General features: G+C 72.4%; 28 protein-coding genes and 1 tRNA gene. 16 read left to right on the top strand and 13 right to left on the bottom strand.

The genetic code is table 11. The features are described 5' to 3' along the window. Positions 1–4 precede the first annotated feature (4 nt). From QDS12_RS00640 to QDS12_RS00620, 5 genes are all read left to right on the top strand, one after another. Positions 5–379 (top strand): YbaB/EbfC family nucleoid-associated protein, encoded by a 375-nt coding sequence (locus tag QDS12_RS00640; protein WP_279876270.1) that lies wholly within the window; start codon positions 5–7, stop codon positions 377–379. 1 nt (position 380) lies between these two features. Further along, positions 381–977 carry a recombination mediator RecR gene (recR, locus tag QDS12_RS00635; protein WP_279876269.1) on the top strand — a complete coding sequence of 199 codons (597 nt, stop codon included), beginning with the start codon at positions 381–383 and terminating at the stop codon, positions 975–977. Further along, a complete protein-coding gene (locus QDS12_RS00630; RefSeq protein WP_279876268.1) occupies positions 974–1,573 on the top strand; it encodes a DUF5063 domain-containing protein in 600 nt (199 codons plus the stop codon). Before recR ends, QDS12_RS00630 begins: the two co-directional genes overlap by 4 nt. 90 nt (positions 1,574–1,663) lie before the next feature. Beyond that, on the top strand, positions 1,664–2,941 hold the full coding sequence (locus QDS12_RS00625) for an aspartate kinase (protein WP_279876267.1): 1,278 nt from the start codon (positions 1,664–1,666) through the stop codon (positions 2,939–2,941). After that, on the top strand, positions 2,938–4,008 hold the full coding sequence (locus QDS12_RS00620; RefSeq protein ID WP_279876266.1) for an aspartate-semialdehyde dehydrogenase: 1,071 nt from the start codon (positions 2,938–2,940) through the stop codon (positions 4,006–4,008). The genes QDS12_RS00625 and QDS12_RS00620 overlap by 4 nt, the downstream gene beginning before the upstream one ends. 130 nt (positions 4,009–4,138) lie before the next feature. Here QDS12_RS00620 and QDS12_RS00615 read toward each other — a convergent pair whose 3' ends face one another. Beyond that, the gene (locus tag QDS12_RS00615; RefSeq protein ID WP_279876265.1) at positions 4,139–4,819 is read right to left on the bottom strand and encodes a hypothetical protein; all 681 of its coding nucleotides are present in this window, start codon (positions 4,817–4,819) and stop codon (positions 4,139–4,141) included. A gap of 77 nt (positions 4,820–4,896) precedes the next feature. Here QDS12_RS00615 and QDS12_RS00610 point away from each other — a divergent pair, with 77 nt between their 5' ends. Next, positions 4,897–5,487, top strand: coding sequence for a TIGR00730 family Rossman fold protein (locus QDS12_RS00610; RefSeq protein WP_279876264.1), 591 nt, complete (start codon positions 4,897–4,899; stop codon positions 5,485–5,487). 33 nt (positions 5,488–5,520) lie between these two features. Here QDS12_RS00610 and QDS12_RS00605 read toward each other — a convergent pair whose 3' ends face one another. Beyond that, a complete protein-coding gene (locus QDS12_RS00605; protein WP_279876263.1) occupies positions 5,521–6,003 on the bottom strand; it encodes a GNAT family N-acetyltransferase in 483 nt (160 codons plus the stop codon). A 53-nt stretch (positions 6,004–6,056) separates the two neighbouring features. On the opposite strand from QDS12_RS00605, the gene QDS12_RS00600 reads away from it, so the two are divergent. Both QDS12_RS00600 and QDS12_RS00595 read left to right on the top strand, forming a co-directional pair. After that, positions 6,057–6,587: a toxin-antitoxin system HicB family antitoxin gene (locus QDS12_RS00600; protein WP_279876262.1), complete on the top strand. Its 531-nt coding sequence runs from the start codon at positions 6,057–6,059 to the stop codon at positions 6,585–6,587. Between the two features lie 44 nt (positions 6,588–6,631). Beyond that, positions 6,632–7,477, top strand: a complete 846-nt coding sequence (locus QDS12_RS00595; protein WP_279876261.1) for a DUF4097 family beta strand repeat-containing protein — start codon at positions 6,632–6,634, stop codon at positions 7,475–7,477. A gap of 72 nt (positions 7,478–7,549) precedes the next feature. Here the strand turns inward: QDS12_RS00595 and QDS12_RS00590 are convergent. Further along, positions 7,550–7,623, bottom strand: a tRNA-Pro gene (locus QDS12_RS00590). Positions 7,624–7,689: 66 nt separating this feature from the next. Next, on the bottom strand, positions 7,690–8,631 hold the full coding sequence (locus QDS12_RS00585) for a metallophosphoesterase (RefSeq protein WP_279876260.1): 942 nt from the start codon (positions 8,629–8,631) through the stop codon (positions 7,690–7,692). A gap of 17 nt (positions 8,632–8,648) precedes the next feature. Here QDS12_RS00585 and QDS12_RS00580 point away from each other — a divergent pair, with 17 nt between their 5' ends. Beyond that, the gene (locus tag QDS12_RS00580) at positions 8,649–9,116 is read left to right on the top strand and encodes a GatB/YqeY domain-containing protein (RefSeq protein ID WP_279876259.1); all 468 of its coding nucleotides are present in this window, start codon (positions 8,649–8,651) and stop codon (positions 9,114–9,116) included. 24 nt (positions 9,117–9,140) lie between these two features. Here the strand turns inward: QDS12_RS00580 and QDS12_RS00575 are convergent, their stop codons facing one another. Beyond that, the gene (locus QDS12_RS00575) at positions 9,141–11,528 is read right to left on the bottom strand and encodes a transglycosylase domain-containing protein (protein ID WP_279876258.1); all 2,388 of its coding nucleotides are present in this window, start codon (positions 11,526–11,528) and stop codon (positions 9,141–9,143) included. Positions 11,529–11,745: 217 nt separating this feature from the next. Here QDS12_RS00575 and QDS12_RS00570 point away from each other — a divergent pair, with 217 nt between their 5' ends. Beyond that, positions 11,746–12,024, top strand: a complete 279-nt coding sequence (locus QDS12_RS00570) for a WhiB family transcriptional regulator (RefSeq protein ID WP_279876257.1) — start codon at positions 11,746–11,748, stop codon at positions 12,022–12,024. 27 nt (positions 12,025–12,051) lie between these two features. Here QDS12_RS00570 and QDS12_RS00565 read toward each other — a convergent pair whose 3' ends face one another. Both QDS12_RS00565 and QDS12_RS00560 read right to left on the bottom strand, forming a co-directional pair. Further along, positions 12,052–13,236, bottom strand: coding sequence for an ArsA family ATPase (locus QDS12_RS00565; RefSeq protein ID WP_279876256.1), 1,185 nt, complete (start codon positions 13,234–13,236; stop codon positions 12,052–12,054). A gap of 64 nt (positions 13,237–13,300) precedes the next feature. Then, positions 13,301–14,302, bottom strand: a complete 1,002-nt coding sequence (locus QDS12_RS00560) for an ArsA-related P-loop ATPase (protein WP_279876255.1) — start codon at positions 14,300–14,302, stop codon at positions 13,301–13,303. A 48-nt stretch (positions 14,303–14,350) separates the two neighbouring features. On the opposite strand from QDS12_RS00560, the gene QDS12_RS00555 reads away from it, so the two are divergent. Together QDS12_RS00555 and QDS12_RS00550 are read left to right on the top strand one after the other, a co-directional pair. Then, positions 14,351–15,022: a VOC family protein gene (locus tag QDS12_RS00555; RefSeq protein ID WP_279876254.1), complete on the top strand. Its 672-nt coding sequence runs from the start codon at positions 14,351–14,353 to the stop codon at positions 15,020–15,022. 259 nt (positions 15,023–15,281) lie between these two features. Then, the gene (locus QDS12_RS00550; RefSeq protein WP_279878439.1) at positions 15,282–15,887 is read left to right on the top strand and encodes a YdeI/OmpD-associated family protein; all 606 of its coding nucleotides are present in this window, start codon (positions 15,282–15,284) and stop codon (positions 15,885–15,887) included. Here QDS12_RS00550 and QDS12_RS00545 read toward each other — a convergent pair. The 5 genes from QDS12_RS00545 to QDS12_RS00525 form a co-directional block, all read right to left on the bottom strand. Further along, on the bottom strand, positions 15,877–16,686 hold the full coding sequence (locus QDS12_RS00545; protein ID WP_279876253.1) for a maleylpyruvate isomerase family mycothiol-dependent enzyme: 810 nt from the start codon (positions 16,684–16,686) through the stop codon (positions 15,877–15,879). The two genes, QDS12_RS00550 and QDS12_RS00545, sit on opposite strands and share 11 nt — an antisense overlap. Positions 16,687–16,712: 26 nt before the next feature. Further along, positions 16,713–19,067, bottom strand: coding sequence for an FtsX-like permease family protein (locus QDS12_RS00540; RefSeq protein ID WP_279876252.1), 2,355 nt, complete (start codon positions 19,065–19,067; stop codon positions 16,713–16,715). Then, entirely contained in the window at positions 19,067–19,762 is a 696-nt protein-coding gene (locus QDS12_RS00535) for an ABC transporter ATP-binding protein (protein WP_279876251.1), read from the bottom strand. The genes QDS12_RS00540 and QDS12_RS00535 overlap by 1 nt, the downstream gene beginning before the upstream one ends. 78 nt (positions 19,763–19,840) lie before the next feature. Beyond that, positions 19,841–20,512, bottom strand: coding sequence for a response regulator transcription factor (locus tag QDS12_RS00530; protein ID WP_279876250.1), 672 nt, complete (start codon positions 20,510–20,512; stop codon positions 19,841–19,843). Continuing rightward, positions 20,509–21,675 (bottom strand): sensor histidine kinase, encoded by a 1,167-nt coding sequence (locus tag QDS12_RS00525; protein WP_279876249.1) that lies wholly within the window; start codon positions 21,673–21,675, stop codon positions 20,509–20,511. The genes QDS12_RS00530 and QDS12_RS00525 overlap by 4 nt, the downstream gene beginning before the upstream one ends. A 91-nt stretch (positions 21,676–21,766) precedes the next feature. Here QDS12_RS00525 and QDS12_RS00520 point away from each other — a divergent pair, with 91 nt between their 5' ends. The 4 genes from QDS12_RS00520 to QDS12_RS00505 all read left to right on the top strand — a co-directional run bounded on the left by QDS12_RS00520 (position 21,767) and on the right by QDS12_RS00505 (position 23,848). After that, on the top strand, positions 21,767–21,919 hold the full coding sequence (locus tag QDS12_RS00520; protein WP_139230050.1) for a DUF4177 domain-containing protein: 153 nt from the start codon (positions 21,767–21,769) through the stop codon (positions 21,917–21,919). Next, positions 21,916–22,374, top strand: a complete 459-nt coding sequence (locus QDS12_RS00515; RefSeq protein ID WP_279876248.1) for a RidA family protein — start codon at positions 21,916–21,918, stop codon at positions 22,372–22,374. Before QDS12_RS00520 ends, QDS12_RS00515 begins: the two co-directional genes overlap by 4 nt. After that, positions 22,371–23,063 carry an NUDIX domain-containing protein gene (locus QDS12_RS00510; RefSeq protein ID WP_279876247.1) on the top strand — a complete coding sequence of 231 codons (693 nt, stop codon included), beginning with the start codon at positions 22,371–22,373 and terminating at the stop codon, positions 23,061–23,063. Before QDS12_RS00515 ends, QDS12_RS00510 begins: the two co-directional genes overlap by 4 nt. A 62-nt stretch (positions 23,064–23,125) precedes the next feature. Further along, positions 23,126–23,848 carry an MBL fold metallo-hydrolase gene (locus QDS12_RS00505; RefSeq protein ID WP_279878437.1) on the top strand — a complete coding sequence of 241 codons (723 nt, stop codon included), beginning with the start codon at positions 23,126–23,128 and terminating at the stop codon, positions 23,846–23,848. Here QDS12_RS00505 and QDS12_RS00500 read toward each other — a convergent pair. Then, the gene (locus QDS12_RS00500; RefSeq protein WP_279876246.1) at positions 23,845–25,029 is read right to left on the bottom strand and encodes a MarP family serine protease; all 1,185 of its coding nucleotides are present in this window, start codon (positions 25,027–25,029) and stop codon (positions 23,845–23,847) included. The two genes, QDS12_RS00505 and QDS12_RS00500, sit on opposite strands and share 4 nt — an antisense overlap. Between the last annotated feature and the right edge of the window lie 2 nt (positions 25,030–25,031).

Genomic DNA, 25,031 nt, shown 5'->3' with positions numbered 1-25,031 from the left:
GTTCATGACCGACAACCCCTTCGGCGGCCTCGACCTCAACGCCCTCCTGGGCCAGGCCCAGCAGATGCAGGAGCAGCTCGCGAACGCCCAGGCGCAGCTGGCCGAGACGACCGTCGACGGCACCGTCGCGGGCGGCGCCGTCACGGTGACGGTCAACGGGGTCGGCGAGCTGCAACGCGTCGACATCAAGGCCGGCGAGTTCGACGGCGAGGACGCCGACAGCCTCTCCGACCTCAGCGACCTCATCATCGCGGCCTACCGCGACGCGAAGCAGCAGGCCGACGCCCTCGCCAGCCAGTCGCTCGGCCCGCTCGCCGGCGGCCTTGGCGGGCTCGGCGGGTCGGACGATCCCGACTCGCCCTTCAAGCTGGGGTTCTGAGTTGTACGAAGGCGTCGTCCAGGACCTCATCGACGAGCTCGGCCGGCTTCCCGGCGTCGGCCCCAAGAGTGCGCAGCGGATCGCGTTCCACCTGCTGCAGGCCGACCCGGTCGACGTACGCCGCCTCGCCGACGTGCTCATCGAGGTCAAGCAGCGGGTGAAGTTCTGCAACATCTGCTTCAACGTCTCCGAGGAGGAGACCTGCCGGATCTGCCGCGACCCGCGGCGTGACCCGACGGTGCTGTGCGTGGTGGAGGAGTACAAGGACGTCGTGGCGATCGAGCGGACCCGGGAGTTCCGCGGCCGCTACCACGTCCTCGGCGGCGCGATCAGCCCGATCGACGGCATCGGCCCCGACCAGCTGCGGATCCGCGAGCTGATGACCCGGCTCAACGACACCCAGCTCACCGAGATCATCCTCGCCACCGACCCCAACCTGGAGGGCGAGGCGACCGCGACCTACCTCACCCGTCAGCTCGCGCCGCTGGGCCTGACGGTGACCCGGCTGGCGAGCGGGCTACCGGTGGGCGGAGACTTGGAGTACGCCGACGAGGTCACGCTCGGCCGCGCGTTCGCCGGACGGAGGGCAGCACAATGAGCGAGGAGACCAGCCAGGTCATGGGCGACAGTGCGGAGCGCCAGTTCGCCGAGGAGATCGCCGACCAGGTCGAGAGCTTCCTGATCGCCCTCCGTGCCATCGGGGCCGGGGGTGACAGCGGCAGCGCCGTACCCCTGCTCCTCCTCGAGGTGAGCCAGGTGCTGCTCGCCGGGGCACGGCTGGGGGCGCAGCGTGACTTCGAGCCGCGGCAGGAGTACCAGCCCGACGTCGGGCCCGAGGCCGACGTCGACGACCTGCGGCTGCGGCTCGCCGACATGCTCGGCGACGCCGACACCTACAGCTTCGTCTTCGACCCGTATGCGCCCGAGATCGTCGTCAGCCAGCTCTCCGACGACCTCACCGCCATCGCCGCCGATCTCGAGAACGGGCTGCGTCACTACCGCCGCGGCGATGCCGACGAGGCGCTGTGGTGGTGGCAGTTCTCCTACGTCTCCAACTGGGGCAACCTGGCCGGCGCCGCGCTCAACGCGCTGCTCACCGTCGTCTCGCACGACCGGCTCGACACCGAGTTCAGCGGCGAGGAGGAGGACCTGGCGGTCGCCGAGGAGATCCTCGAGGGCGACGCCGCGCTCTGAGGACGCCCGCACTGCGATATCGACGGGGCGTGCTCCGCGCCGCCGACTAGACTCGGGCCCGTTCTTCCCCCGTCGATCAAGGATTCAGCTGTGGGCATCGTCGTCCAGAAGTACGGCGGCTCGTCGGTCGCCGACGCCGCCGGAGTCAAGCGCGTCGCCCAGCGGATCGTCAACACCAAGAAGCAGGGGCACGACGTCGTGGTCGTCGTCTCCGCGATGGGTGACACCACCGACGAGCTCATCGACCTCGCCAACGAGGTCTCCCCGCTGCCGCCCGCGCGCGAGCTGGACATGCTGCTCACCGCCGGCGAGCGGATCTCCATGGCGGTGCTGGCGATGGCGATCCAGATGCTCGGCTACGAGGCGCGTTCGTTCACCGGCTCGCAGGCCGGCGTCATCACCGACGCCGAGCACGGCAAGGCGAAGATCATCGACGTGCGCCCGGGTCGGATTCTCGGCGCGGTGGACGACGGCGCGATCGCGATCGTGGCCGGCTTCCAGGGCGTCTCCCAGACCACGAAGGACATCACCACACTCGGCCGCGGCGGCTCGGACACGACCGCCGTCGCGCTGGCCGTCGCGCTCGACGCCGAGGTCTGCGAGATCTACTCCGACGTCGACGGCATCTTCACCGCCGACCCCCGCATCGAGCCGCGCGCCCGGAAGATCCCCCGCATCTCCTACGAGGAGACGCTCGAGATGGCCGCGCAGGGCGCCAAGATCCTGCACCTGCGGTGCGTCGAGTACGCCCGCCGCTACGACATGCCCATCCACGTCCGGTCCTCCTTCTCCGAGAAGGAGGGCACCTGGGTCGTCAAGGCCGAGGACGTCGCACAGGAGAGCACCATGGAATCCGCCATCATCACCGGCGTCGCCCACGACCGCAGCCAGGCGAAGATCACCGTCGTCGGCGTGCCCGACAAGGTCGGCGAGGCCGCCGCGATCTTCCGCGCCATCTCCGACGCGCAGATCAACATCGACATGATCGTCCAGAACGTCTCGGCCGCGTCCACCGGTCTGACGGACATCTCCTTCACGCTGCCGCGCGGCGAGGGCCAGACGGCGATGGCGGCGCTGGCCCGGCTGCAGGACACCGTCGGCTACGAGCGCCTCGGCTACGACGACTCCGTCGGCAAGGTGTCGATCGTCGGCGCCGGCATGAGCACCTCGCCTGGCATCTCGGCGCGCTTCTTCGAGGCACTGTCCGAGGCGGGCGTCAACATCGAGATGATCTCGACCTCCGAGATCCGGGTCTCCGTGGTCGTCGCCGAGACTCAGGTCGAGTCGGCCGTCAACGCGGCCCACTCCGCGTTCGACCTCGGCACCGACGAGGTCGAGGCCGTGGTCTACGGAGGTACCGGCCGATGACCCTGCGACAGGCTCAGGGCGGCGCCGGCATCAAGATCGGCATCGTCGGCGCGACCGGCCAGGTCGGTGTCGCCATGCGGCAGATCCTCGCGGAGCGCAACTTCCCGGTCGACGAGATCAGGTTCTTCTCCAGCCCGCGGTCCGCCGGCACGGTGCTGTCCTACGAGGGTCGCGACGTCGTCGTCGAGGACGCCTCGACCGCCGACCCGAGCGGTCTCGACGTCGCGCTCTTCTCCGCGGGCGCCACCGCCTCACGCGCGCTCGTGCCGACGTTCGTCGACGCCGGGGTGATCGTCGTGGACAACTCCAGCGCGTTCCGCAAGGATCCGGCGATCCCGCTGGTCGTCTCCGAGGTCAACCCCGACGCCGCCCGCCCGGTGATCGAGGCCGGGCGCGGCATCATCGCCAACCCCAACTGCACCACGATGGCCGCCATGCCGGTTCTCAAGCCGCTGCACGACGAGGCCGTGCTGCGGCGCCTGGTCGTGTCGACCTACCAGGCGGTCTCGGGCTCGGGCATCGCCGGTGTCGCGGAGCTCGCCGACGGCGTCATCGCCGCCGGTGACAAGGCCCGCGAGCTGGCCTACGACGGTGAGGCGGTCGCCTTCCCCGAGCCGGGGATCTACCAGCGGACCATCGCCTACAACGTGCTGCCCTTCGCCGGCAACCTCGTCGACGACGGTCTGAACGAGACCGACGAGGAGCAGAAGCTCCGCAACGAGTCCCGCAAGATCCTCGGCATCCCCGAGCTGCCCGTCTCCGCCACCAACGTCCGGGTGCCGGTCTTCACCGGCCACTCGCTGTCGATCAACGCCGAGTTCGCTCGCGCGCTGTCGCCTGAGCGCGCGATCGAGCTGCTGTCGACGGCCCCCGGCGTCGAGCTGAGCGACATTCCCAACCCGCTGCAGGCCGCCGGCAAGGATCCGTCGTACGTCGGGCGGATCCGCGCCGACGAGGGCGTCCCCGACGGCCGCGGTCTCGCGCTGTTCGTCTCCGGCGACAACCTGCGCAAGGGCGCGGCCCTCAACACGATCCAGATCGCCGAGCTGGTCGTCGCCGCTCGCTGAGGCCCCGTCCCCGGGCGTGACGGGGCGATGAGACGGCGCGTCCGGGCGGGCATGCCGGTGTCGTGTTCCTCGCCTGGAGGGCACGATCCTGAGCGCAGGCTCGGGCGGGCTGCTCGGTCGTGACGCCGACTCAGGCCGCGTCGACCGCGTCGATGTAGCGCACGGTCACCCAGTGCGCGAGCAGGTACGACGCGATCGTCAGCACCCCCACCACGACCGCACCGGTGACCTGGTCGAGCTCGTCGAGCAGGAAGAGCACGGTGAGCACCGACACCAGGGCGACCGCCAGGAAGCTGATGCTGCCCGCGCTGGGCACCTGCGCCCATCGCAGCAGGAGCGCACCGATGACCACCGCGACGACGACGATCAGGACCAGCAGGAGGAAGCCCGGCCCGCCGCCGCAGCTCGTCGTACCGCGGATCGACTCGCACGCCTGCAGCCCGCCGAGCGTCGCGAGCACCAGGAAGGCGCCGACGACGAGCCCGGCGCCGGCCGCTGCGAGGTGCCCGTTCAGCGGGCGGCGGGCGGCCGGCTGCCCGCGCCGGCGCCGGGGACGACGCTGGGGACGACGCAGCGTCCTGGTGCCCTCGACCGCTGGCTCCGGCTCGGGGCGGGGCTCCGGCTCGAGCGCTGCTTCGAGGACCGAGGGCAGCTCCGGCGCGGTGACGGTCGCCGTGGGCGGTGCGTGGTCAACCGTCGGCGGATCCGGTTCGGTCGACTGCTCACCGCTCGCGGCCGGAGGAGTCTTCCTCCGCCTCCGGAAGCCCAGCGACGGCGCCTCGAGCGACGGCTTGTCCTCCTCTGACCCCATGGCGGCAGTGTGGCACGTCGGGCCGCCCCGAACGGGCCACGAACGCCGAAGCCGCCACCCGCCCCTAGGCTGCGCGTGTGCATTCCGAGCTTCGCCGCGTGGCGGTCTTCTGCGGGTCCGTGTCCGGCCACGACGAGACGATGACCCGGGCGGCGTACGACCTGGGCCGGGGGCTCGCCGAGCGCGGCATCGGCCTGGTCTACGGCGCAGGCGGCCACGGCCTCATGGGCGCCGTCTCCCAGGGTGCCTTGGACGCGGGCGGTGAGGTCGTCGGCGTGATCCCGCGGTCGATGGTCGAGCGGGAGTGGGGGCGCGACGACCTCTCCGAGGTCCGTGTCGTCGACACGATGCACGAGCGCAAGGCCCTCATGGCCGAGTACGCCGACGCGTTCCTGTGCCTTCCCGGGGGACTCGGCACCCTCGAGGAGATCATCGAGGTCTGGAGCTGGCGGCAGATCGGCTTCAACGACGACCCGGTCTGCTTCTTCAACGTCGGCGGGTTCTGGAACCCGATGCTCACCGCTCTGCAGGGCCTCGTCGACGCCGGCTTCGTACGCCAGGAGGTGATGGACGACCTCGTCGTGGCGGAGACGTTGGACGAAGCGCTCACCGGGCTCGCCAGCCGGATCGGCGTCCAGTTCGCCGACAAGCTCAACGGTCGCGGCTGACCGGCTCGCACCTGTCGGCCGGGCGGCCAGGGGTCACAGGTCCCGCTCGTAGTAGAGCATCGAGGGACCGCCGGACCCGAACTCCTCGTTGGTGAAGCCGCACTTCACATAGAGCGCCCGCGCGACCTCGTCGTCGACCGAGGTGTTGAGGTCGATCCGCGTGGCTCCGTGCCGGCGGGCGAGGTCCATCGCCGCCTCGAGCAGCGCGCGGCCCAGGCCGGTGCCGCGAGCCGGAGGTCGCACCCAGAGCTCCTCGAGACAGGCATCCGGGCCGGCCTCGTAGAGCGAGTTGCGAAAGCGCAGCTGCGCGAAGCCGACCGGCGGGTCTCCCGGCCCGAAGACGACCGCCACCTCACCGCTCGCGAGCTGCGGGCCGGCCAGCTCCGCCATCACCTCCGCGGCAGGCTCGGTCTGCCCGAACTCGGCGTTGAACTCGAAGAGCATCCGGCCGAGCAGGACGGCATCGTCTGCGCCACCGACTCGCAGCCCGCGGTCGTCCCTGTCCTCGGCCTCCACGCTGCTGACACTAATGCCTTGCCATGGCGCCATAATGGTGCCATGATGGCGCCATGGACGTCATGAGATTCGTGGACAGGGTTCGCCAGGAGCTCGCGGTCGCCGCCGCGGCCGGCGGCCCGGAGGCCGTGGCGATGGCCGACCGGCTGAGCGCCCCGCTGGCCTCCGCGTTCCAGCTGGCCCTGCTCGAGGCGCTCTCCGCGGCGGCGGACGAGATCACCCGGGACCTGGCGCCCGGCTCCGTCGAGGTGCGGCTGCGCGGCGGCGAGCCGAGCTTCGCCGTCACCCTGCCGACCGCGGAGGCGGTGGCGCCACGGATGGCGCCATCGGCGGCCCAGGCGGAAGAGGACGAGGCCTCGTTCGACGGCGACGCCGCCACCGCTCGCATCAACTTCCGCGTCCCCGAGCCGCTCAAGGCGCGGATCGAGGAGGCGGCCGCGGGCCAGGGACGCTCCGTCAACGCCTGGCTGACCCGGGCCGCGTCCGCAGCACTCCGCACGCCGCACCACCCATCGGCCGACGTCGACCCGCCGTCGACCGGCGGCCGGTCCAAGCAGCAGCGCTACACCGGCTGGGTCAGCTGACCGGGCCGCCCCCAGAACCACTCAACCGGAGAGGAACACCAGCCATGCCCACGTTCAGCACCCCTGAGCCGATCACCGCCATCATCGAGCCCGTCGTCGGCGACGTCACCATCGTCGCGAGCGACCGGGTGGACACGGTCGTCGAGGTACGCCCCGCCGACCCGGACAACGAGTCCGACGTGGAGGCCGCCGCCCGCACCACGGTCGGCTTCACCAACGGGACCTTGACGGTCAAGGCGCCCCGGGCCAAGCCGTTGAGCTGGTCCAACAAGACCCGTGCGATCGCCGTCGCCGTCGCACTGCCCGCCGGCTCGCACCTCGAGGGCAGCACCGCCATGGGCGACCTGCAGGTCACCGGCCGGCTCGGTGACGTCACCTACAAGACCAGTGCCGGCGACATCCACCTGGACGAGACCGCCGCCCTGTCCGTGAGCACGTCGGCCGGCAACGTCCGCGGCGACCGCGTCACCGGCAAGGCGACCGTCTCGATCTCCTCGGGCCGGCTGCAGCTGGGCGAGCTGGTCGTGGGCGGCGTACTCAAGAACTCCAACGGCGCCGCGGTCGTCGGAGCCGCGCACGGCCCGCTCGAGGTCCGGGTGGCCAACGGCGACATCACCGTCGAGGGAGCGACCGACGACGTGGATGCGAAGAGCGCGATGGGCACGGTCCGCGTGCTCGACGCGGCGCACGGAACGCTGACCCTCGAGACGGCGATGAGCGGGATCGAGGTCGGCGTCCACGAGGGCACCGCCGCCTGGCTCGACGTCTCCACGAAGTTCGGCAAGGTGCGCAACGAGCTCACGGCGTCCGGAGCGCCCGGCGAGAGCGCCGACAAGGTGGAGATCCACGCGTCCACGTCCTTCGGCGACGTCACCGTCCGCCGGGCCTGACGTCCGGGTCCGGACAAGGAAAGAGGCGGCTCGGCCTTCGCCGAACCGCCTCTGACCTGCTTCATCAGCCGGTCGGGGTGACAGGATTTGAACCTGCGGCCTCTTCGTCCCGAACGAAGCGCGCTACCAAGCTGCGCCACACCCCGAGTCGCGAACGCCCCACCTTTTCGGCGGGGGCTCACAAGCAGGGGAGCATACCGGAGCCCCTGGTGTCACCTGTAATCGGCGTCCACGAGCGTGAGCAGGGTGGCCTCGGGGCGGCACGCGACGCGGATCCGGGCGTACGGCGACGTGCCCACCCCCGCCGACACGTGCAGCCAGGCCGACCCCGGGTCGCCGGGGGCGGAGGCGGCCGGGTGGCGGTGGAGACCGCGGGCCCGCTCCGGCTCGATGTCGCAGTTCGTCGTGAGGGCGCGACCACCGGGCAGGCAGACCTGGCCGCCGTGGGTGTGGCCCGCCAGGATCGCGTCGTACCCGTCCCGAGCGAACGCATCCAGCACCCGCAGGTACGGCGCGTGGGCGACGCCCAGCCGGAGGTCGGCGCGGAGGTCGGCGGGCCCGGCGACATCGCCGAGGCGGTCGAAGCGCAGGTGCGGGTCGTCGACGCCGGCGAAGGCGACCGTCAGCTCGCCGACCTTCAGCACGGTGCGCCGGTTGGTGAGGTTGCTCCACCCGGCGGTCTCGAACGTCCCGACCAGGTCCCGCCAGGGCAGCTGGGGGACGTTCGTGTGCCGCTTCCCGTTGTCGGGGAGCAGGTAGCGGAGCGGGTTGCGCAGCCGCGCCGAGAAGTAGTCGTTGGAACCGAGCACGAAGACGCCGGGCACGTCGAGGAGCGGCCCGAGCGCCTCGGCCAGCACCGGCACCGAGTCACGGTGGGCCAGGTTGTCACCGGTGTTGACGACCAGGTCGGGACGCAGCACGGCCAGCGACGAGAGCCACTCGATCTTCCGCTGCTGCCCGGGGACGAGGTGGATGTCGGAGAGATGCAGCACCCGCACCGGCCGAGCGCCCGCCGGAAGGACCGGCACGGTCACGCGGCGCAGCGTGTACTGCCGGGCCTCCCACAGCGCGTACGCCGTCAGGCCGGCGCCGGCCGTCGCACCGGCCGCGACCGTGGTGGCGAGGGCGCGGCCGAGAACGGGAGCGAGACGCATGCCGCAAGGCTGCCACAATGATCCACATGAGCCTGAAGGACACCTTGCGCAGCGACCTCACGACCGCCATGAAGGCGCGCGACGAGGTGCGGTCCTCGACGCTGCGGATGGTGCTCACCGCCATCACCAATGCCGAGGTCGCCGGCAAGGAGTCGCGCGAGCTGTCCGACGACGAGATCATCGGCGTGCTCACCAGCGAGGCCAAGAAGCGCCGGGAGGCGGCGACCGCGTTCGCCGACGGGGGCCGCCAGGAGAGCGCCGACAAGGAGCAGGCGGAGGCGGCGGTCATCGCCGGCTACCTGCCCGAGCAGCTCTCCGAGGCCGCGATCGCCGAGCTCGTCGCGAAGGCCGTCGAGCAGACCGGCGCCGCCGGCGAGGGCATGCGCGCCATGGGCAAGGTCATGGGCGTCGTCCAGCCCCAGGTCAGGGGCCGTGCGGACGGCGGCGCCGTGGCTGCGGAGGTACGCCGCCAGCTCGGCGCCTGACCGCTCCTGACCCGGCCCGGCGGGCTAGTGCCCGCCGTGTCCGTTCCCGTTGCCGTTCCCGCCCCAGTTGAACGGGAACGACGGCGGCGGGTTGCCCTTGCGCTTCTTCTTGTTGTGCTTGGGCTTCGGCTCGGGGCCGGCGGACGGGTAGACCGTGATCGGGCTGCCCTTGGCCGCCTTGCCCGACGGGTTGCTGTAGGCCACCGTGCCGACCGAGTAGTCCGAGTAGACCTTGCTGCCGACGGTGGTGGTGAAGCCGGCCTGGCGGAGGACGTCCTTCGCGTGGCTGATCGTCATGCCCGCCACGGACGGGACGTCGACCTGGATGCCGTCGATCACGCTCTGGCTCGGCTTGACGAAGTCCTTGTCGGGCAGCCACTGCTGGATGACGTGCATCGCGTCGCCCCACATCGGGCCGGCCGTGGTCGAGCCGTGCGCGGTGGCGACGTAGCCGCCCTTGAGGTGCTGGCCGTTGAGGGTGATCCACTCGCCCTTGGAGTTCGCACCGGCGATCATCGACGCGGTGGCCAGTGACGGCGTGTAGCCGTCGTACCAGACCGTCATGTTGCTGTTGATGGTTCCGGTCTTGGCCGCGCTGGGGATGTTGAGGCCGAGCCCGGCGTCGCCACCGAAGCCGCCCGGCTCCTGGACCCCGCGGAGGATGTCGTTGACGGCGTCGGCGGTGCCCTGGGCCATCACCTGCTGGCACGACTTGCCGTAGTCCTTCACGGGCTTGCCGTCGGACCCGATGATCTCGGTGACCGGCTGGGCGTCGCAGTGCAAACCGCGCGCGGCCACGGTCGCGTACGCCTCCGCCATCTCGAGCGGGCTGACGCTGGCGATGCCGAGCGTGAAGGACGGCACGCGCTCACCCTTGGGGTCGTCGAGCTCGAGGCCCATCGACTTCGCGAGCTTGTAGGGGTTGCACAGCCCGGTGATCTCCTCGAGCTGGGCGAAGAACGTGTTCACCGACAGGCGGGTGCCGGAGTAGGCGTCCATGTTGCCGGAGTCGGTGGAGTTGTGGACCTGCCAGACGCCGACGCGGTTGCCGTCGCCGGGGCAGCCCTTGTAGTTGGACTCGGGGATGTCCTTCTGCTCCGGCGAGTTGATCTGCTGGTGCAGCGGGAAGCCGTTGTACTCGATCGCCGAGGAGAGCACGAACAGCTTGAACGTCGAACCCGCCTGGAAGCCGTTCGAGTCGCCGAAGCGCTGCGGGACGATGTAGTTGAGGTAGGTCTCACCCTTCTTCTTGTCGCGCCCCATCGGCCGCGACTGGGCGAGCGCTCGGACCGCACCGCTGCCGGGCTCCACCATCGCCAGGGCGCCGATCGCCTGGTCGGTGGGCGCGACGTGGGCGGCGACCGCCTGGTCGGCCGCCTTCTGGAAGCGCAGGTCGAGCGTCGTCTTGATCGTGAGACCGCCCGAGTAGAGCAGGCTGCGCCGGTCGTCGACGCTCTTGCCGAGCGACGGGTCGCTGAGCAGCCGGTTGAGCACGTAGTCGCAGAAGAACGGTGCGGTCGAGTTCACGCAGCCGTTCTGCGAGCCCTGGACGTCGAGCCCGAGCGGTGCCGCCTTGGCGGCCTCCGCGTCCTTCGCGCTGATCGCGTGCAGCTGGGCCATCCGGTCGAGCACCACGTTGCGGCGGGCGACGGCCCGGTCGGGCGAGTTGGTCGGGTCGTAGCCGGTGGGGTTCTTCACGAGCCCGGCCAGCGTCGCCGCCTGGGTCAGCGAGAGCTTGTTGGCGTTGACGTTGAAGTAGTGCTTCGCGGCCGCCTGCACGCCGTAGGCGCCGTCGCCGAAGTAGGCGGCGTTGAGGTAGCGCTCGAGGATCCAGTCCTTGCTGTGGGTCTGCTCCAGCGCGATCGCGTAGCGCAGCTCCTTGATCTTGCGGGCGTAGGACTCCTCGGTGGCGGCCTTGATGGCCTTCTCGTCACCCGACTGCTTGGCCTGGGCGATGAGCGTCATCTTGACCAGCTGCTGGGTCAGCGAGGAGCCGCCCTGGACCACGCCGCTGTTGGCCTGGTTGGTCACGAACGCGCGCAGCGTGCCCTTCAGGTCGAGGGCGCCGTGCTGGTAGAAGCGGTAGTCCTCGATCGAAACCAGCGCCGTCACCATGTTGCGCGAGATCTGGCTCAGCGGGCGGTTGATCCGGTTCTCGTCGTAGAGCGTGGTGATGAGCTTGCCCTCGCTGTCGAGGATCCGCGTCCGCTGCGCGAGGTCGCCCGTCTCCAGCTCGGCCGGCAGGTCGTCCATGCTGCGGGCGACGTTGCGCGCCCCGATGCCGGCGACGCCCGCGAACGGGATCGCCAGGCCGGCCACCACGGCGCCGAGCACGGCGGCCACCGCCAGCATCACACCCAGGTGGGGAAGCAGGCGCGAGGCCGGGAGGCGGTCCATTCGGGGGCTCGGCATGCGCATAGGTTACGTGACCCCCGTAGCAGACGCGGCCTCGCCGACATCGCCCCCCGCGCCGATATGACTCAAGAGGACTAGTCACAACGGACCATGCAACTTGGGTCAAATAGGTCTGTACCGACCCAAACCCAGGCCTTTACGTTTTGTCCACGGAAAAAGTCGGTGCCGTCGTCGTGGGGACCGCGGAGCCGATTTCGGGACATTGGGGACACGTATGTGGGTTGAGGATTGGGCCCCGAAGGCTGCCTGCCGCGCGCAGGAGCCGGACCAGCTGTTCGTTCGGGGAGCAGAGCAGAACAAGGCCAAGCAGGTCTGCGCCGGGTGCCCGGTGCGCACCGAGTGCCTGGCCGAGGCACTGGACAACCAGATCGAGTGGGGCGTCTGGGGCGGGATGACGGAGCGGGAGCGCCGCGCGCTGCTGCGCCGCAAGCCCGGCTCCTCGTGGCGCTCGGTGCTCGAGGCTGCGCGGACGAAGGAAGCCGCGGGCGCCTGAGCGCACCCGCGCTTCCGGTCCTTCGCGTCAGGCGTCGGCGAGCAGCCGGCCGACCTGACGGAGGCCCTCGAGGTCGTGCACGTCGCCGGCGAGCGCGGGCACGACGGCGGTCGGCACGCGCGGGTGAGCCGCGGCGAACCGTTCGCGCAGCTGTTGCTCGCGCTCGACCAGTCGCACGCGGTCGGCGTGCAGGCGCAGCAGTCCGGCCGTCAGGCCGGCGGTCGGCCCGGTGTCGGTCGAGGCACGCAGCCGCTCGGCCGCGGCCAGCGCGCCCGCGGCCGACAGGTCGCCGGGCGGCGCGGCGGTCGCGCGGTTCACGATGAGCCCGGCGAGCGGCATGCGGTCGCCGCTGAGCCGCTCGACGAAGTACGCCGCCTCGCGCAGTGCGTCGCCCTCCGGCGCCGCCACGACGAGGAACGCGGTGCCGCGCGCCTGCAGCAGCGCGTAGGTCTGCTGCGCCCGCTGCCGGAAGCCGCCGAAGACGGTGTCCAGCGCGGCCACGAACGTCTGGAGATCGGTCAGGATCTGACCGCCGAGGATCTTCGTCAGGGTGTTGGTGATGATCCCGAAGCCGGCCGTCATCAGCTTCGCCGGCCCGCGGGCGGGCGCCAGCATGAGGCGGACGAAGCGGCCGTCGAGGAAGCTCGAGAGCCGGTCGGGCGCGTCGAGGAAGTCGAGCGCGCTGCGACTGGGCGGGGTGTCGACGACGATCAGGTCGTAGGCGCCCTGGCGGTGCAACTGGCCCAGCTTCTCCATCGCCATGTATTCCTGCGTGCCCGCGAACGAGCTCGACAGCGCGATGTAGAAGGGGTTCTCGAGGATCTGCCGGGCCTTCTCCGGGCTGGCCTGCTGGAGCACCACCTCGTCGAAGGTGCGCTTCATGTCGAGCATCATCGCGTCGAGGCTGCCGCCCGACCCGCTGGTCGAGCCCGTCGAGATCCCCGGGACGGGCCGCGGCGTGTTGTCGAGCTGCTCGATGCCCATGCTCTGCGCCAGCCGACGGGCCGGGTCGATCGTGAGCACGACGACCTTGCGGCCGCGCTCCGCGGCGCGTAGGGCCAGGGAGGCGCTGGTCGTCGTCTTGCCGACGCCACCCGAGCCGCAGCAGACGACGATCCGGGTCTCCGGGTCGTCGAGCAGTCGGTCGACGTCGAGGCCGGGTGCGCTCGTCGGGACCGCCGCCAGTGGCCCGACCCGTGGTTGGGTCCTCATCGGGGTCCCCGCGCGATTGTTCGCGGAGGAGCGAATCGGGGGAGCGAAGGATCGCGTGGGGTGATCATGCGAGTCCTTGCTCCTTGAGATGCTCGGCCAGCTCGTAGAGGCAGCCGAGGTCGACCGTGACCGAGAGCCGCGGGAGCTCGTACGACGGCACGTCCAGCCCGGCCACGACCGCGCGCTGCGCGTCCTCGAGGGCCCGCCGCTCGGCGTGCTCGGCCGCCTCGGCCAGCAACCCGTCGACGAGGTCGTCCGAGACCGCCACGCCGGCCCCGTCCAGGTCCTTGGCGATCGCGCCGGCGTCGAGCGTGCCGGCCCGGGCCGCGGCCAGCTCGTCGGGGTCGAGGTCCTTCGGCCGGACCTGGTTGACGATCACGCCGCCGACCGAGAGCCGGGCGTGCCGCAGCTCGGCGATCGCGTCGGCGGTCTCCTGGACGGGCATCTCCTCCAGCAGGGTGACCAGGTGGACCGCCGTACGCGGGGAGCGGAAGAGGGTCATCATCGTGTCTGCCTGGTTCTTGATCGGACCGACCTTGGCCAGGCCAGCGACCTGGTCGCTCACGTTGAGGAACTGGGTGATCCGCCCTGTCGGCGGGGCGTCGAGCACCACGGCGTCGTAGTGGCGTGCGCCCTTGTTGCGGCTGTTGCGCCGCACCGCCTCGAAGACCTTGCCGGTCAGCAGCACGTCCCGCACACCGGGCGCGATGGTCGTGGCGAACTCGACGACGCCGAAGCGGTCGAGCGCCTTCCCGGCCCGGCCGAGCTTGTAGTACATCGCGAGGTACTCGAGCAGCGCCGCCTCGGCGTCGATGTGGAGGGCGTAGACGCTGCCCGGGCGTGCCTCGCCGGCGGTGAGGCCGGTGGCGACGCGAGTCTCGGCGTAGGGCAGCGGGTCGACGTCGAACATCCGGGCGATGCCCTGCCGGCCCTCGACCTCGCAGAGCAGGACGTTCTTGCCGTGGCTCGCGAGGCCCAGCGCCAGGGCGGCGGCCACGGTGGACTTCCCGGTGCCGCCCTTGCCGGTCACCACGTGCAGCTGCACGCGCGGCCAGTCGGAGGACATGGGGCGACTCTAGCCAGACCGTCGGGCCGACCGTCTAGGTTGTGACGCATGGCGCTCGCCCGCTACCGGCACCTGTGCATCGACTCCAACGACTGCGTCGCGATGGGCGACTTCTGGTCAGCCGTGCTGGGCCTGCCCGCGGAGCCGCGCGGCGACGAGACCCTGCTGCGCGGGCCCACGCCCCAGCACTCGGTGTGGGTCGAGACGGTGCCCGAGCCGGTGACGGCCAAGCAGCGCGTCCACCTCGACGTGCATGCCGGCTCCGTCGACGACGTCCTCCGGCTGGGCGCGACCCCGCTGGACCTGGAGTCGTTCGGCTGGAAGGTGCTCCGCGACCCGGAGGGCGGCGAGCTGTGTGTCTTCGAGCGCGAGGAGGTGCCGGCCTACCGGCTCTACGAGCTGGCCGTCGACGCCCAGGACGCGGAGCGGATCGCGACCTGGTGGGGCGACGTCCTCGGCGTACCGGCCCAGCACGGTCCGGAGTGGTCGTGGATCGAGGGCGTGCCCGGCGCGCCGTTCGAGTCGATCGTGTTCGCCCCGGTACCCGAGCCGAAGACGGCCAAGAACCGCATCCACTGGGACGTCACCGTCGGGGACCTGGCGCTGCTGACCAGCGACGGTGCCACGGTGCTGCGGCCGCAGGACGACGAGATCTCGTGGACGGTGATGGCCGACCCCGAGGGCAACGAGTTCTGCGCCTGGGTCGAGCCGGCGTCCTAGGCGTGCGTGTGGGTGTCGGGCCCGCCGACCTCGAGGCTGGGTACGTCGCCGGGCCACCAGTGCGTCGCGGGACTCGAAGGCGAGTCCGTCGTAGTCGCCGCTCGCGGTAGCGGTGAAGCAGGTCGCGAACGCGTCCACTGCTTGGTGCCGAGGAGCCGGACGTAGCGATACTCGAGCCGTTCGATCCGGGCCCGGTCAGCACTGTCGGTCGTCTCCGCCATGCTTGAAACGTCGTCACACGTTCTCGTTCTTGGAAGGGATGACCATGGTGCTGCCGGGGATCGAGCTGTTCCTGCCCGATGCCGCCGCCTGGCGGGCATGGCTCGCGGAGAACCACGACTCGGTGCCCGCCGTCTGGTTGGTGCTGACCAAGAAGGGTGGGACGACGACCGCGCTCGACTACGCCGGCGCGCTCGACGAGGCACTCTGCTTCGGCTGGATCGACGGGCAGACCCGGCGACGCGACGACGAGACGACCTTCCAGCGGTGGACGCCGCGCGGACCGAGGAGCCGATGGTCGCTCATCAACATCGGCCACGTCGAGAGGCTCACCGCGGCCGGTCGCATGACGCCCGCGGGCCTCGCCGCCGTGGAGGCGGCGAAGGCGGACGGTCGGTGGGAAGCGGCCTACGCCGGCCCGGCGACCGCCGAGACGCCGCCCGACCTCCTCGCCGCGCTGGCGGCCAACCCGGACGCTCAGGCGATGTTCGACGTGCTGACCTCGCAGAACCGCTACGCGCTCTACCACCGGCTGACCGCCATCAAGACGGAGGCGGCCCGGGCCCGTCGGGTCGCCGACTACGTCGCGATGCTCGCTCGCGGCGAGACGATCCACCCGCAGAAGCGGCGGCCGGTCACGGAGTGACCGCGAGGCTCGCGGCGATCTTCTCGCCGAGCGCCACGTCGCCCTCGATCGTGACGGCGTCCGGGTCGACGTGGCCGCGGCCGCCGGCCAGCCGCACGAAGGTGTCGCGGCTCATCCGCAGCGTCGTCGTCGGCTCCGCCGGCGGGGTGTCGAGCCGCTGGCCCCGTCCGTCCGCCCCGACGCCGTACGCCGCCGGCGGGCTGCCCTCGACCAGGGCGACGACCGTGGTGCCGGGCGCCGCGCCGACCCGCTTCGCGAGCACGTAGCCGAGGCTCTCCAGCAGGTAGGTGACGCTGTGCTCGGCGGCGGGGGAGCCCAGGCCGCCTGGGCGTCCGACCGCGCGGCGTACGTCCTGCTCGTGCATCCAGACGTCGAGCGGCCGGTTGCGGAGCAGCCGCCTGACGTCCCAGCCGATCGCGCCGAACACGCCGGGCGCCGGCGCCGACGGGTCGGTCGGCAGGTCGGCGAGGAGGGCGTCGTGCCGGGCGGCGGCGTAGTGCCGGATCTGCTCGACGATCTCCCCCGGCGACGTGTGGCGGCGGGTGAGCACGCCGATCTCGGTGAACTGTCCCATCGGTCCGCGGACGTGCGCGGCCGGGCCGACCTCGGCCTCCTCCCGCGGCGCGCCGCCGAGGATCCCCTCGAGGTGTGCGACGTGCGAGACGACCGCCCGCACGTCCCAGCCGGGCAGGTCCGTCGGTCGCGCCCAGTCGGCGTCCGCCAGCGACTCGGCCAGGTCGGCGAACTCCCCGACCGCCTGCCACCACGTGTCGATGTAGGCCCGCAGCTCGTTGCTCACGCGCTCGACCCTAGGGCGTCGGCCGCTCACTCCAGGTTCAGGCCGGCGGCGGGCGCGACCCGGGAGGCCCGACGGGCGGGCAGCAGGCACGACACCAGGCCGGCGCCGGCGGCGACCAGGACGACGATCGCGAGCTGGCCGAGCGGCAGCACCATCGGCACGTCGTCGAAGGCCTGGGCGACCATCGTCCGCACGGCCACCCAGGCGAAGACGACGCCGATCATCGTGCCGAGCACCGTCGCCACCACCGAGAGCAGCACCGCCTCCGCGGCGAGCATCCGGCGCAGCTGCCGCCTCGTGAGCCCCAGCGCACGGAGCAGGGCGTGCTCCCGGGCGCGCTCCAGGACGGAGAGACCGAGCGTGTTGGCGATCCCCACCAGGGCGATGACCACCGAGATGCCGAGCAGGCCCACGACCGCCCCGGTGAAGACGTCGAGCTGCAGGTCGACCCAGTGGCGGTCGGCCAGCCCGTTGTCGAGGTCGGCGTCGGGGGCCAGTGCCCCGAGGTCGCCGCCGAGGTCGTCGGCGTCGGCTCCGCCGGCCCCGCGGACCCAGATCGCGAAGGTCGCCGGGGCATCGGTCAGCTCGGCCAGGGTCGACGCGGTGACGAGACCGGCCGGGCCGAAGCCGCCGCCACCGACGACCTGCAGGCTGAGGTGACGGTCGCCGACCGTGACCGTGACCGGGTCGGGGACGTGGCCCGCGACCTCGGGCGGCAGGGTGATCTGGCCGGCGGAGGGCACGGCGTCGCGGGAGCGCAGCACCCGGCCTGTGGTCGGCACGGCGAGGAGCGTCATGTCCTGTCCGTCGACCCGGGCCCGCACCCCGTCGAGGCCGACCGCCGTGGCCACGCCCGGCACCGCACCAGCGCGCTGGAGGACGTCCTCGGGCAGCGGCGTACTGCCGGTGAGCGCGAGGTCGACCGGGTGGTCGGTGTCCATCGACCCGGTGACGGCATCGCGCGCGGTCGCCATCCCGGTGAGGACCGCGGTCGTCAGGGTGACGCCGACCAGCAGCGAGGCGGCTGTGGCCGCCGTACGCCGGGGGTTGCGGACCGCGTTGGCGCTCGCGAGCCGTGCCTCGGCACCGACCACGCGGGCGAGTGCCGCGCCCGCGGCTCGCACCAGCGCCGGCACGAGGATCGGGCCGAGCACCAGGATGCCGGTGAAGGCGGCGGCACCCCCGGCCAGCATCGCCGGGTTCGACCGCTGAGCCACCGCGAGACCGAGCAGGGCCGTACCGCCCGCGACCAGCAGGAGGCCGAGCAGGATCCGGAGTCGCCCGGCGCCGGTCCGCAGGTCGACGTCCTCCTGTGGCCGCAGCGCCGCCATCGGGCTGACCCGCATGACGCGACGGGTCGGCAGCCACGACGCGACCAGCGTGACGACGAGGCCCACGAGGAAGCCGCCGACGATCCAGCCGGGGCCGATGTCGACGGGGCCGAGCGGCGCAGAGTCCGAGAGTCGCTGGATGAGGGCGACGAGACCGTGACCCAGGCCGACACCGGCGACCAGCCCGACCAGGCCCGCGAGCGTGCCGATGGCCAGCGCCTCCAGCCGCACCGAGCGGACGACCTGGCGACGCGTCGCACCGATGCTGCGGAGCAGGGCGAAGTCGCGCATCCGCTGGGCGAAGAGGATCGAGAACGTGTTCGCGATGACCAGCACCGACACGAACAGCGCGATGGCCGCGAACAGGAGCAGCACGAGCGCCACGACGTCGACCTGGCGGTCGAGGTCCTTCTGCACGTCGTGGAGGTACGACGCGACCGACTGTGCGCGCGCGACGCCCTGCGTGTCACCGGCGAGCGCGATGCCGGTGAGGTGGACGTCGTCGCGCCACGTGAGGAGGTCGGACCAGGTGACGTAGACGTCGGCGCGGGCCAGCTGCGTCGGCGAGGTCGCGAGGCCGACGACCCGTACGTCGAGGCGCTGGTCGCCGCTGCCGATCCGCAGCCGGTCGCCGACGGTCACGTGCCGAGGCTTCGCGGCGTTGGAGTCGACGACCGCCTCGCCGGGGCCGGTCGGGAAGCGCCCGGCGGTCAGCCGCTGCCACTGCCACGCGGGGTCGGTGGCGACGATGCCGACGTCGGCCCGGTCCGACAGGAGCCGGCCGCCGGCGCGCACCGACTGGGTCGACCAGCCGACCGGCAGGGCGTCATGGCTCACCGTCAGCCCGTCCGCGATGGCGACGGAGGGGTCCTTCACGACGGCGTCGGCATGGCGGTAGGGCGCGTCCAGACCCGCCGACAGACCCGTCCGCGTGGACGAGGCCAGCGCCGCGGTGACGACGACGAACGCGACCCCGACCGCGACCGCGAGGGCGGCGGAGACGTAGCGCCGCGTGTGAGTGCGCAGCGAGCCGAGCCAGACGGTCCGCATCAGGCGATCCGCCCGTCGGCGACCGTGACCACGTGGTCGGCGTACGCCGCGGCGCTGGGCTCGTGCGTGACCATGACGACGGTCTGCCCGAGCTCGCGCACGGAGCGGCGCAGGTGGTCGAGGACCTCGGCGGACGTGGTGCTGTCGAGGTTGCCGGTCGGCTCGTCGGCGAACACGACGGTCGGCTCCGTGACGAGCGCCCGGGCGATCGCGACCCGCTGCTGCTGGCCGCCCGAGAGCTCGGACGGGCGGTGGCCGAGCCGGTCGCCGAGGGCGAGGACGTCGGCCAGCATGAGCGCCCGCTCCCGGTCGGCGGCGCCGATGCGTCGCCCGGCCAGCTCGAGGGGGAGCAGGATGTTCTGCCCGGCAGTGAGCATCGGCAGCAGGTTGAAGGCCTGGAACACGAACCCGAGCCGCTCCCGCCGGAACACCGTGAGCTGGTCGTCGCTCAGCGACTCCAGCCGCTGCCCCGCGACCGTGACGGACCCGGAGGTGGGCTGGTCGAGCCCGGCCAGGCAGTGCATCAGCGTGGACTTGCCCGAGCCCGAGGGACCCATGATCGCGGTGAACGTGCCGGCGCTCAGGTCGAGGTCGACGCCCCGCAGGGCGTGCACCTCGGCGTCGCCGCGTCCGTAGGTCTTGGTGAGGCCGCGCGCGCTCGCGGCGACGGCCGTGGTCAGGGGTGTCTGCGTCATGGCGACAACGCTCGCCGTCGCGGGGCGCCACGTCGTCGGACCATGAGCTGATCACTCGTACGACCCCGGGTGGACGGGTCAGGTCGGTCGGACCAGACCCGTCTCGTAGGCCAGGACCACGAGCTGCACGCGGTCACGGCTGCCGGTCTTCGCCAGCAGGCGGCCGACGTGGGTCTTCACGGTCGCCTCGGAGACGACGAACGTCGCGGCGATCTCGGTGTTGGACAACCCGCGCCCGACCAGCTCGAAGACCTCGCGTTCGCGCTCGGTGAGGCCGTCGAGGCGGGTGTCGCGCGGGGCGGCCGGGTCGGGCAGCGCGGCGGCGAAGTGGTCGAGGAGGCGCCGGGTCGTGCTCGGTGCGACGACTGAGTCGCCGGCGTGCACGGTGCGGATCGCGCCGAGCAGGTCCTCCGGGCGCGCGTCCTTGAGGAGGAACGCCGCCGCACCCGCGCGGAGCGCCGCGAAGGCGTAATCGTCGAGATCGAACGTCGTCAGCACGAGGACCCGCGGCGGGTCGGCCCGCGCCAGCAGGTGGCGGGTCGCCTCGACCCCGTCCATCCGTGGCATCCGGACGTCCATCAGCACGACGTCGGCACGCGTCGCGGACAGCCGCTGCAGCGCGTCGCCCCCATCGCCGGCCTCGCCGACCACGGTGAGGTCGGGCTGGCTGTCGACGAGCATCTTGAACCCGGCGCGCACCATCTCCTGGTCGTCGACGAGGAAGACGCGGATCGGCTCACCTGCGCTCATAGCGGGATCCTCGCCCACACCCGGAACCCCCCGCCGGCGACCGGGCCCGTCTCGAGCCGCCCGCCGTGGGCGGCGACCCGCTCGCGCATGCCGACCAGCCCGAGGCCTCCGCCGTCGTCGGGCGCCGACGCGCCGCGACCGTCGTCCCCGACCTCGACGCTCACGTCGTCGCCGACCGCGACGAGGACCGTCGCGGCGGCACCGGGGCCGGCGTGCTTGCGGACGTTGCTCAGGGCCTCCTGGACGACGCGATAGGTGGTGAGGGCGACCCCGTCGGGCACGGTCGTCTCCGGCGCGGGCAGCGTCGCGCGCACCGGGGTGCCGGCCGCCCGCGTCTCGTCGACCAGCGCCGGCAGGTCGCCGAGGCGGGGCTGCGGCCGGGTCTCCGCCTCGTCGTCGGCGCGCAGCAGCCCGAGGGTGCGTCGCATCTCGGTGAGCGCCTCACGAGCGGTCTCGGAGATCGTCGCCAGCGTCTTCGCGGCGACCGGCGGGTCCTGCTCGGCGGCGTAGCGGGCGCCGTCGGCCTGGACGACGATCACCGAGAGGCCGTGGGCGACGACGTCGTGCATCTCGCGGGCGATCCGGGCCCGCTCCTCGCCGGCCGCGAGGGCCGCCTGCTGGGCGGCGTCGCGGCGCAGCTGCTCGTTGCGGTCGACGAGCGCGTCGACGTACGCCGCCCTGGTCCGGCCCAGCGTCCCGAGCGCCCAGGCGGCGACGACGATCACCGAGATCGTGAGGAAGTAGGACACGAACGCGGCCTTCGTCGGGTCGGTGTCGTCGTACCAGTTGCGCACCCAGTCGAGCGACGCGACCGCGGCGCCGGCGATCCCGACGCCGAGCGCGAGCAGGCCCCAGCGGCCGCGGGAGTAGCGGGCGACGGAGTACGTCGCGACCGGGAAGGCCAGCTGGCTCCAGAGCGGCTGGTCGATGAGCACGGCCTGGAGGGCGCTCGCGGCCGCGACGGCGCCGAACGCCTCGACGCTGTGGCGGCGACGCCACCACAGCGGCACGATCTGCGCGACGGCGAGAAGCACGTCGAGCCACGCCGTGCCGACCGCGAGGAGCACCGGTGCCGGCGCCAGCAGCAGGCCGACCAGGCCGCGGTCGAACCAGAGCCGGCCACGCGGGCCGAGCCGCCACGGCTGCCGCGTCGCGAGGTCCACGCGGTCACCGTAGACGCTGGCGCGGCCGTGCGCGTCAGACCGTGGTCGGACCCCGGTCCGCCCCAGGTCGGCCGCGGGTAGGGTGCGGGCCATGACCAAGTGGGAGTACCAGGTCGCCCCGATCCTCAACCATGTCGCGGGGCAGATCCTCAACAACTTCGGCCAGGACGGCTGGGAGCTCGTGACCATCACCGACAACGGCAGCGGAAACCTGGTCGGCTACTTCAAGCGGCCGGTCGAATGACCACGCCGGAGGAGGCCCTGGCCGAGCTCGGGCTGACCGTCCCGGACGTCGCTCCGCCGGTCGCCGTCTACGTCCCGGCCGTGCGGACCGGCCGCTACATCTACACCTCCGGCCAGCTGCCGATGCGCAACGGGGAGCTGATGGCGACCGGCAAGGTGGGCGCCGAGGTGAGCCCTGAGGAGGCCTACGAGTGCGCCCGCCAGTGCGCGCTCAATGCCATCGCGGCGGTGAAGGCCGAAGTCGGCGACCTGTCCCTCGTGAAGCGGGTCGTCAAGGTGGTCGCGTTCGTCGCGTCCACCCCTGACTTCACCGGTCAGCCCGGTGTCGCCAACGGTGCCTCGGAGCTGCTCGGCAAGGCGTTCGGCGACGCCGGCGTGCACGCCCGCTCGGCCGTGGCCGCGCCGGTCCTGCCCCTGGACGCGCCGGTCGAGGTCGAGATCCTCGTCGAGCTGTGAAGCAGGTCCCGCTACCGCCGTCGCTGCTGGCGACCGCCCGTGAGTACGCCGCGGGGGAGCGCGTGCCGGCGGAGCCGCGGGATGCCGCGACCGTGCTGCTGCTGCGCGAGGGTGCCGACGGCCCGGAGGTGCACGTCATGGTGCGCCACCGTGGGATGGCCTTCGCCGGCGGCATGGTCGCGTTCCCCGGCGGCGGGATCGCGCCGTCGGACACGGCCGACCTGCCGGACGACTGGGCAGCCCGGCTCGGGGCCCCGCCCGACGTCGCTGCGGCCGTCGTCGGTGGCGCACTGCGCGAGGTCGAGGAGGAGACCGGCGTCCGCCTGACGCTGGACGACCTCGGCGTCTGGGACGCCTGGACGACGCCCGAGTTCGAGCCGCGGCGCTACCGCACCTGGTTCTTCGTGGCTCGGCTGCCCGAGGGCCAGGAGCCGCGCGAGCTGTCGACCGAGTCGACGTCGGTGCGCTGGACCACGGCAGCGGCGGCGCTCGCCAAGGTCGAGTCCGGGGAGTGGACGATGATGCCCCCGACGTACCTCTCGGTGCGGCGGCTGGGCACGTTCGGCTCGGTCGCTGACGTGCTCGACGTGACCCGTGGCGCCAGCGTGGAGATGTTCACCCCGCGCGTCGAGGGGGAGCGGCTGAGCCTGCCGGAGTGGGCGGGTGCCCTCTTCGGGGACGCGCCGTGACCTGGTCGGGCGGGTCGTTCGGGGAGCGTGCCGCCTGCGTGCTCGCCCCGAACCCCGGGATCATGACGCTCGACGGCACCAACACGTGGGTGCTGCGTGAGCCGGGCGCTCGGCGCTCGGTCGTCGTCGACCCGGGGCCGTCCGACCTGGCGCACCTGGACGCGGTGGCCGAGGCCGCGGGTGACGTCGCCGTCGTGCTGCTCACGCACCACCACAGCGACCACGCCGAGGCCGCGCGGGAGTTCGCGGAACGGGTCGGGGCCGGCGTACGCGCTCTCGACCCGGCCTACCGGCTGGGCTCCGAGGGCCTGGTCGACGGCGACGTCGTCGAGGTCGACGGACTGGAGATCCGCGTCGTCGGGACGCCGGGCCACACCGGCGACTCGCTGTCCTTCCACGTCCCGGCCGACGGGGCGGTGCTGACCGGCGACACGGTGCTCGGGCGCGGCACGACGGTGGTCGCGCACCCCGACGGCCGGCTCGGTGCCTACCTGGACTCGCTCGACCGGCTGCGGGCGCTCGCGGAGGCGCAGGAGGTCACGTCGATCTGGCCCGGTCACGGGCCGGTGATCGGCGACGCGCTGGCCGTCCTCGACCACTACATCTCGCACCGGCGCGACCGGCTCGACCAGGTCGCCGCCGCGTTGCGGACGCTCGACGTGCCCGCCTGCTCGGCCGACGCCCGGACCGTCGTCGAGATCGTGTATGCCGACGTCGACCCGGTCCTGTGGGGCGCCGCCGAGCTCTCGGTCCGCGCGCAGCTGGCCTTCCTCGCCGCTCGCTAGGCGCAGCCGCCGGTCGACACCCGGGAGGTCCGTCCGGCGCCGGCCGACGCGAGCTGCTGGACCTGCTCGGCGGTGAGCGCGTAGCCGGTGTCGCGGTCGGTCACCGACGCGGCGAACACCACGCCCACCACCTCGCCGTCGGAGTCGACGATCGGACCGCCGGAGTTGCCCGGACGGATCAGGCCGCGCAGCGAGAAGACGTTGCGGATCACGGTGCTGTTGCCGTAGATGTCCGGTGAGCGGAGCCGCTGCTCGGAGCGGATCCGACCGGGCTCGACGTCGAACGGCCCGTCCTGCGGGTAGCCCAGGATCGCGACGCCGGCGCGCGGCCCCACGGTCGGGTCGAAGGAGAGCGGCGTGGCGTCGCCGCTGTCGAACTCGATCACGGCGACGTCCTCCTGCGGGTCGTAGAGCACGACCTTGCCGGAGACCTCGCGGCTGTCGCCGTCGTCGCCGATCTCGACGGTCGGCCGGCTCACACCGGCGACGACGTGCGCGTTCGTCATCAGGTAGCCGGGCGCGTAGAGGAAGCCGCTGCCCTCGACGCCGCGGCCGCAGGAGTTGGTGCCGTGGACCTTGAACACGCTCGCGCTCGCGCGGACCACGTCCGGGTCCTTGCGCAGCCGCTCCGGCCCCGGCCCGACGCGGACGATCCGCTCGGGCGCGAACGGCTCGAGGTAGCGCGGGAAGAAGGACGTGCCGACGACGGTGTTGAACCGGTCGAGCAGGCCGCCGGCACTCGGCGGCATGACCTTGTTGACCCGTGCCAGCACGGCCGACTCGCGCACCGCGTTGGACAGCCCGGAGATGCGCGAGCCGGAGATGGCGACACCGAGCGCCCAGGCGACGAGCAGGACAGCGGCGGCGGAGAGCGCGGCGCCGCCGACGGCGTCGACCACGCGGACCGGCTGCCAGCGGATCCGATCGCGCACCTTCGCGCCGGCGTACTGCAGCGCGCCCTGGCCGAGCGAGGCGGCCAGGATGACGATGAAGAGCGCCCCCAGGGAGACCCACAGCGACGGAGAGGCGTCACCCAGTGCCTTCGGTGCGAGCCAGACGCCCACCAGACCGCCCAGGAGCAGTCCGCCGGTCGCGAACGCGCCGGTGATGAAACCCTGCCAGTAGCCCGAGAGGGCGTAGGTGACGACGAGGACGACCAGCAGCCAGTCGATCCAGTTCAACG

This window comes from Nocardioides sp. CER19 (assembly GCF_029846275.1).
Lineage (GTDB): Bacteria > Actinomycetota > Actinomycetes > Propionibacteriales > Nocardioidaceae > Nocardioides.
The sequence above is the reverse complement of the archived record's forward strand: the minus strand, read 5'-3'. Positions and strand labels throughout refer to the sequence as shown.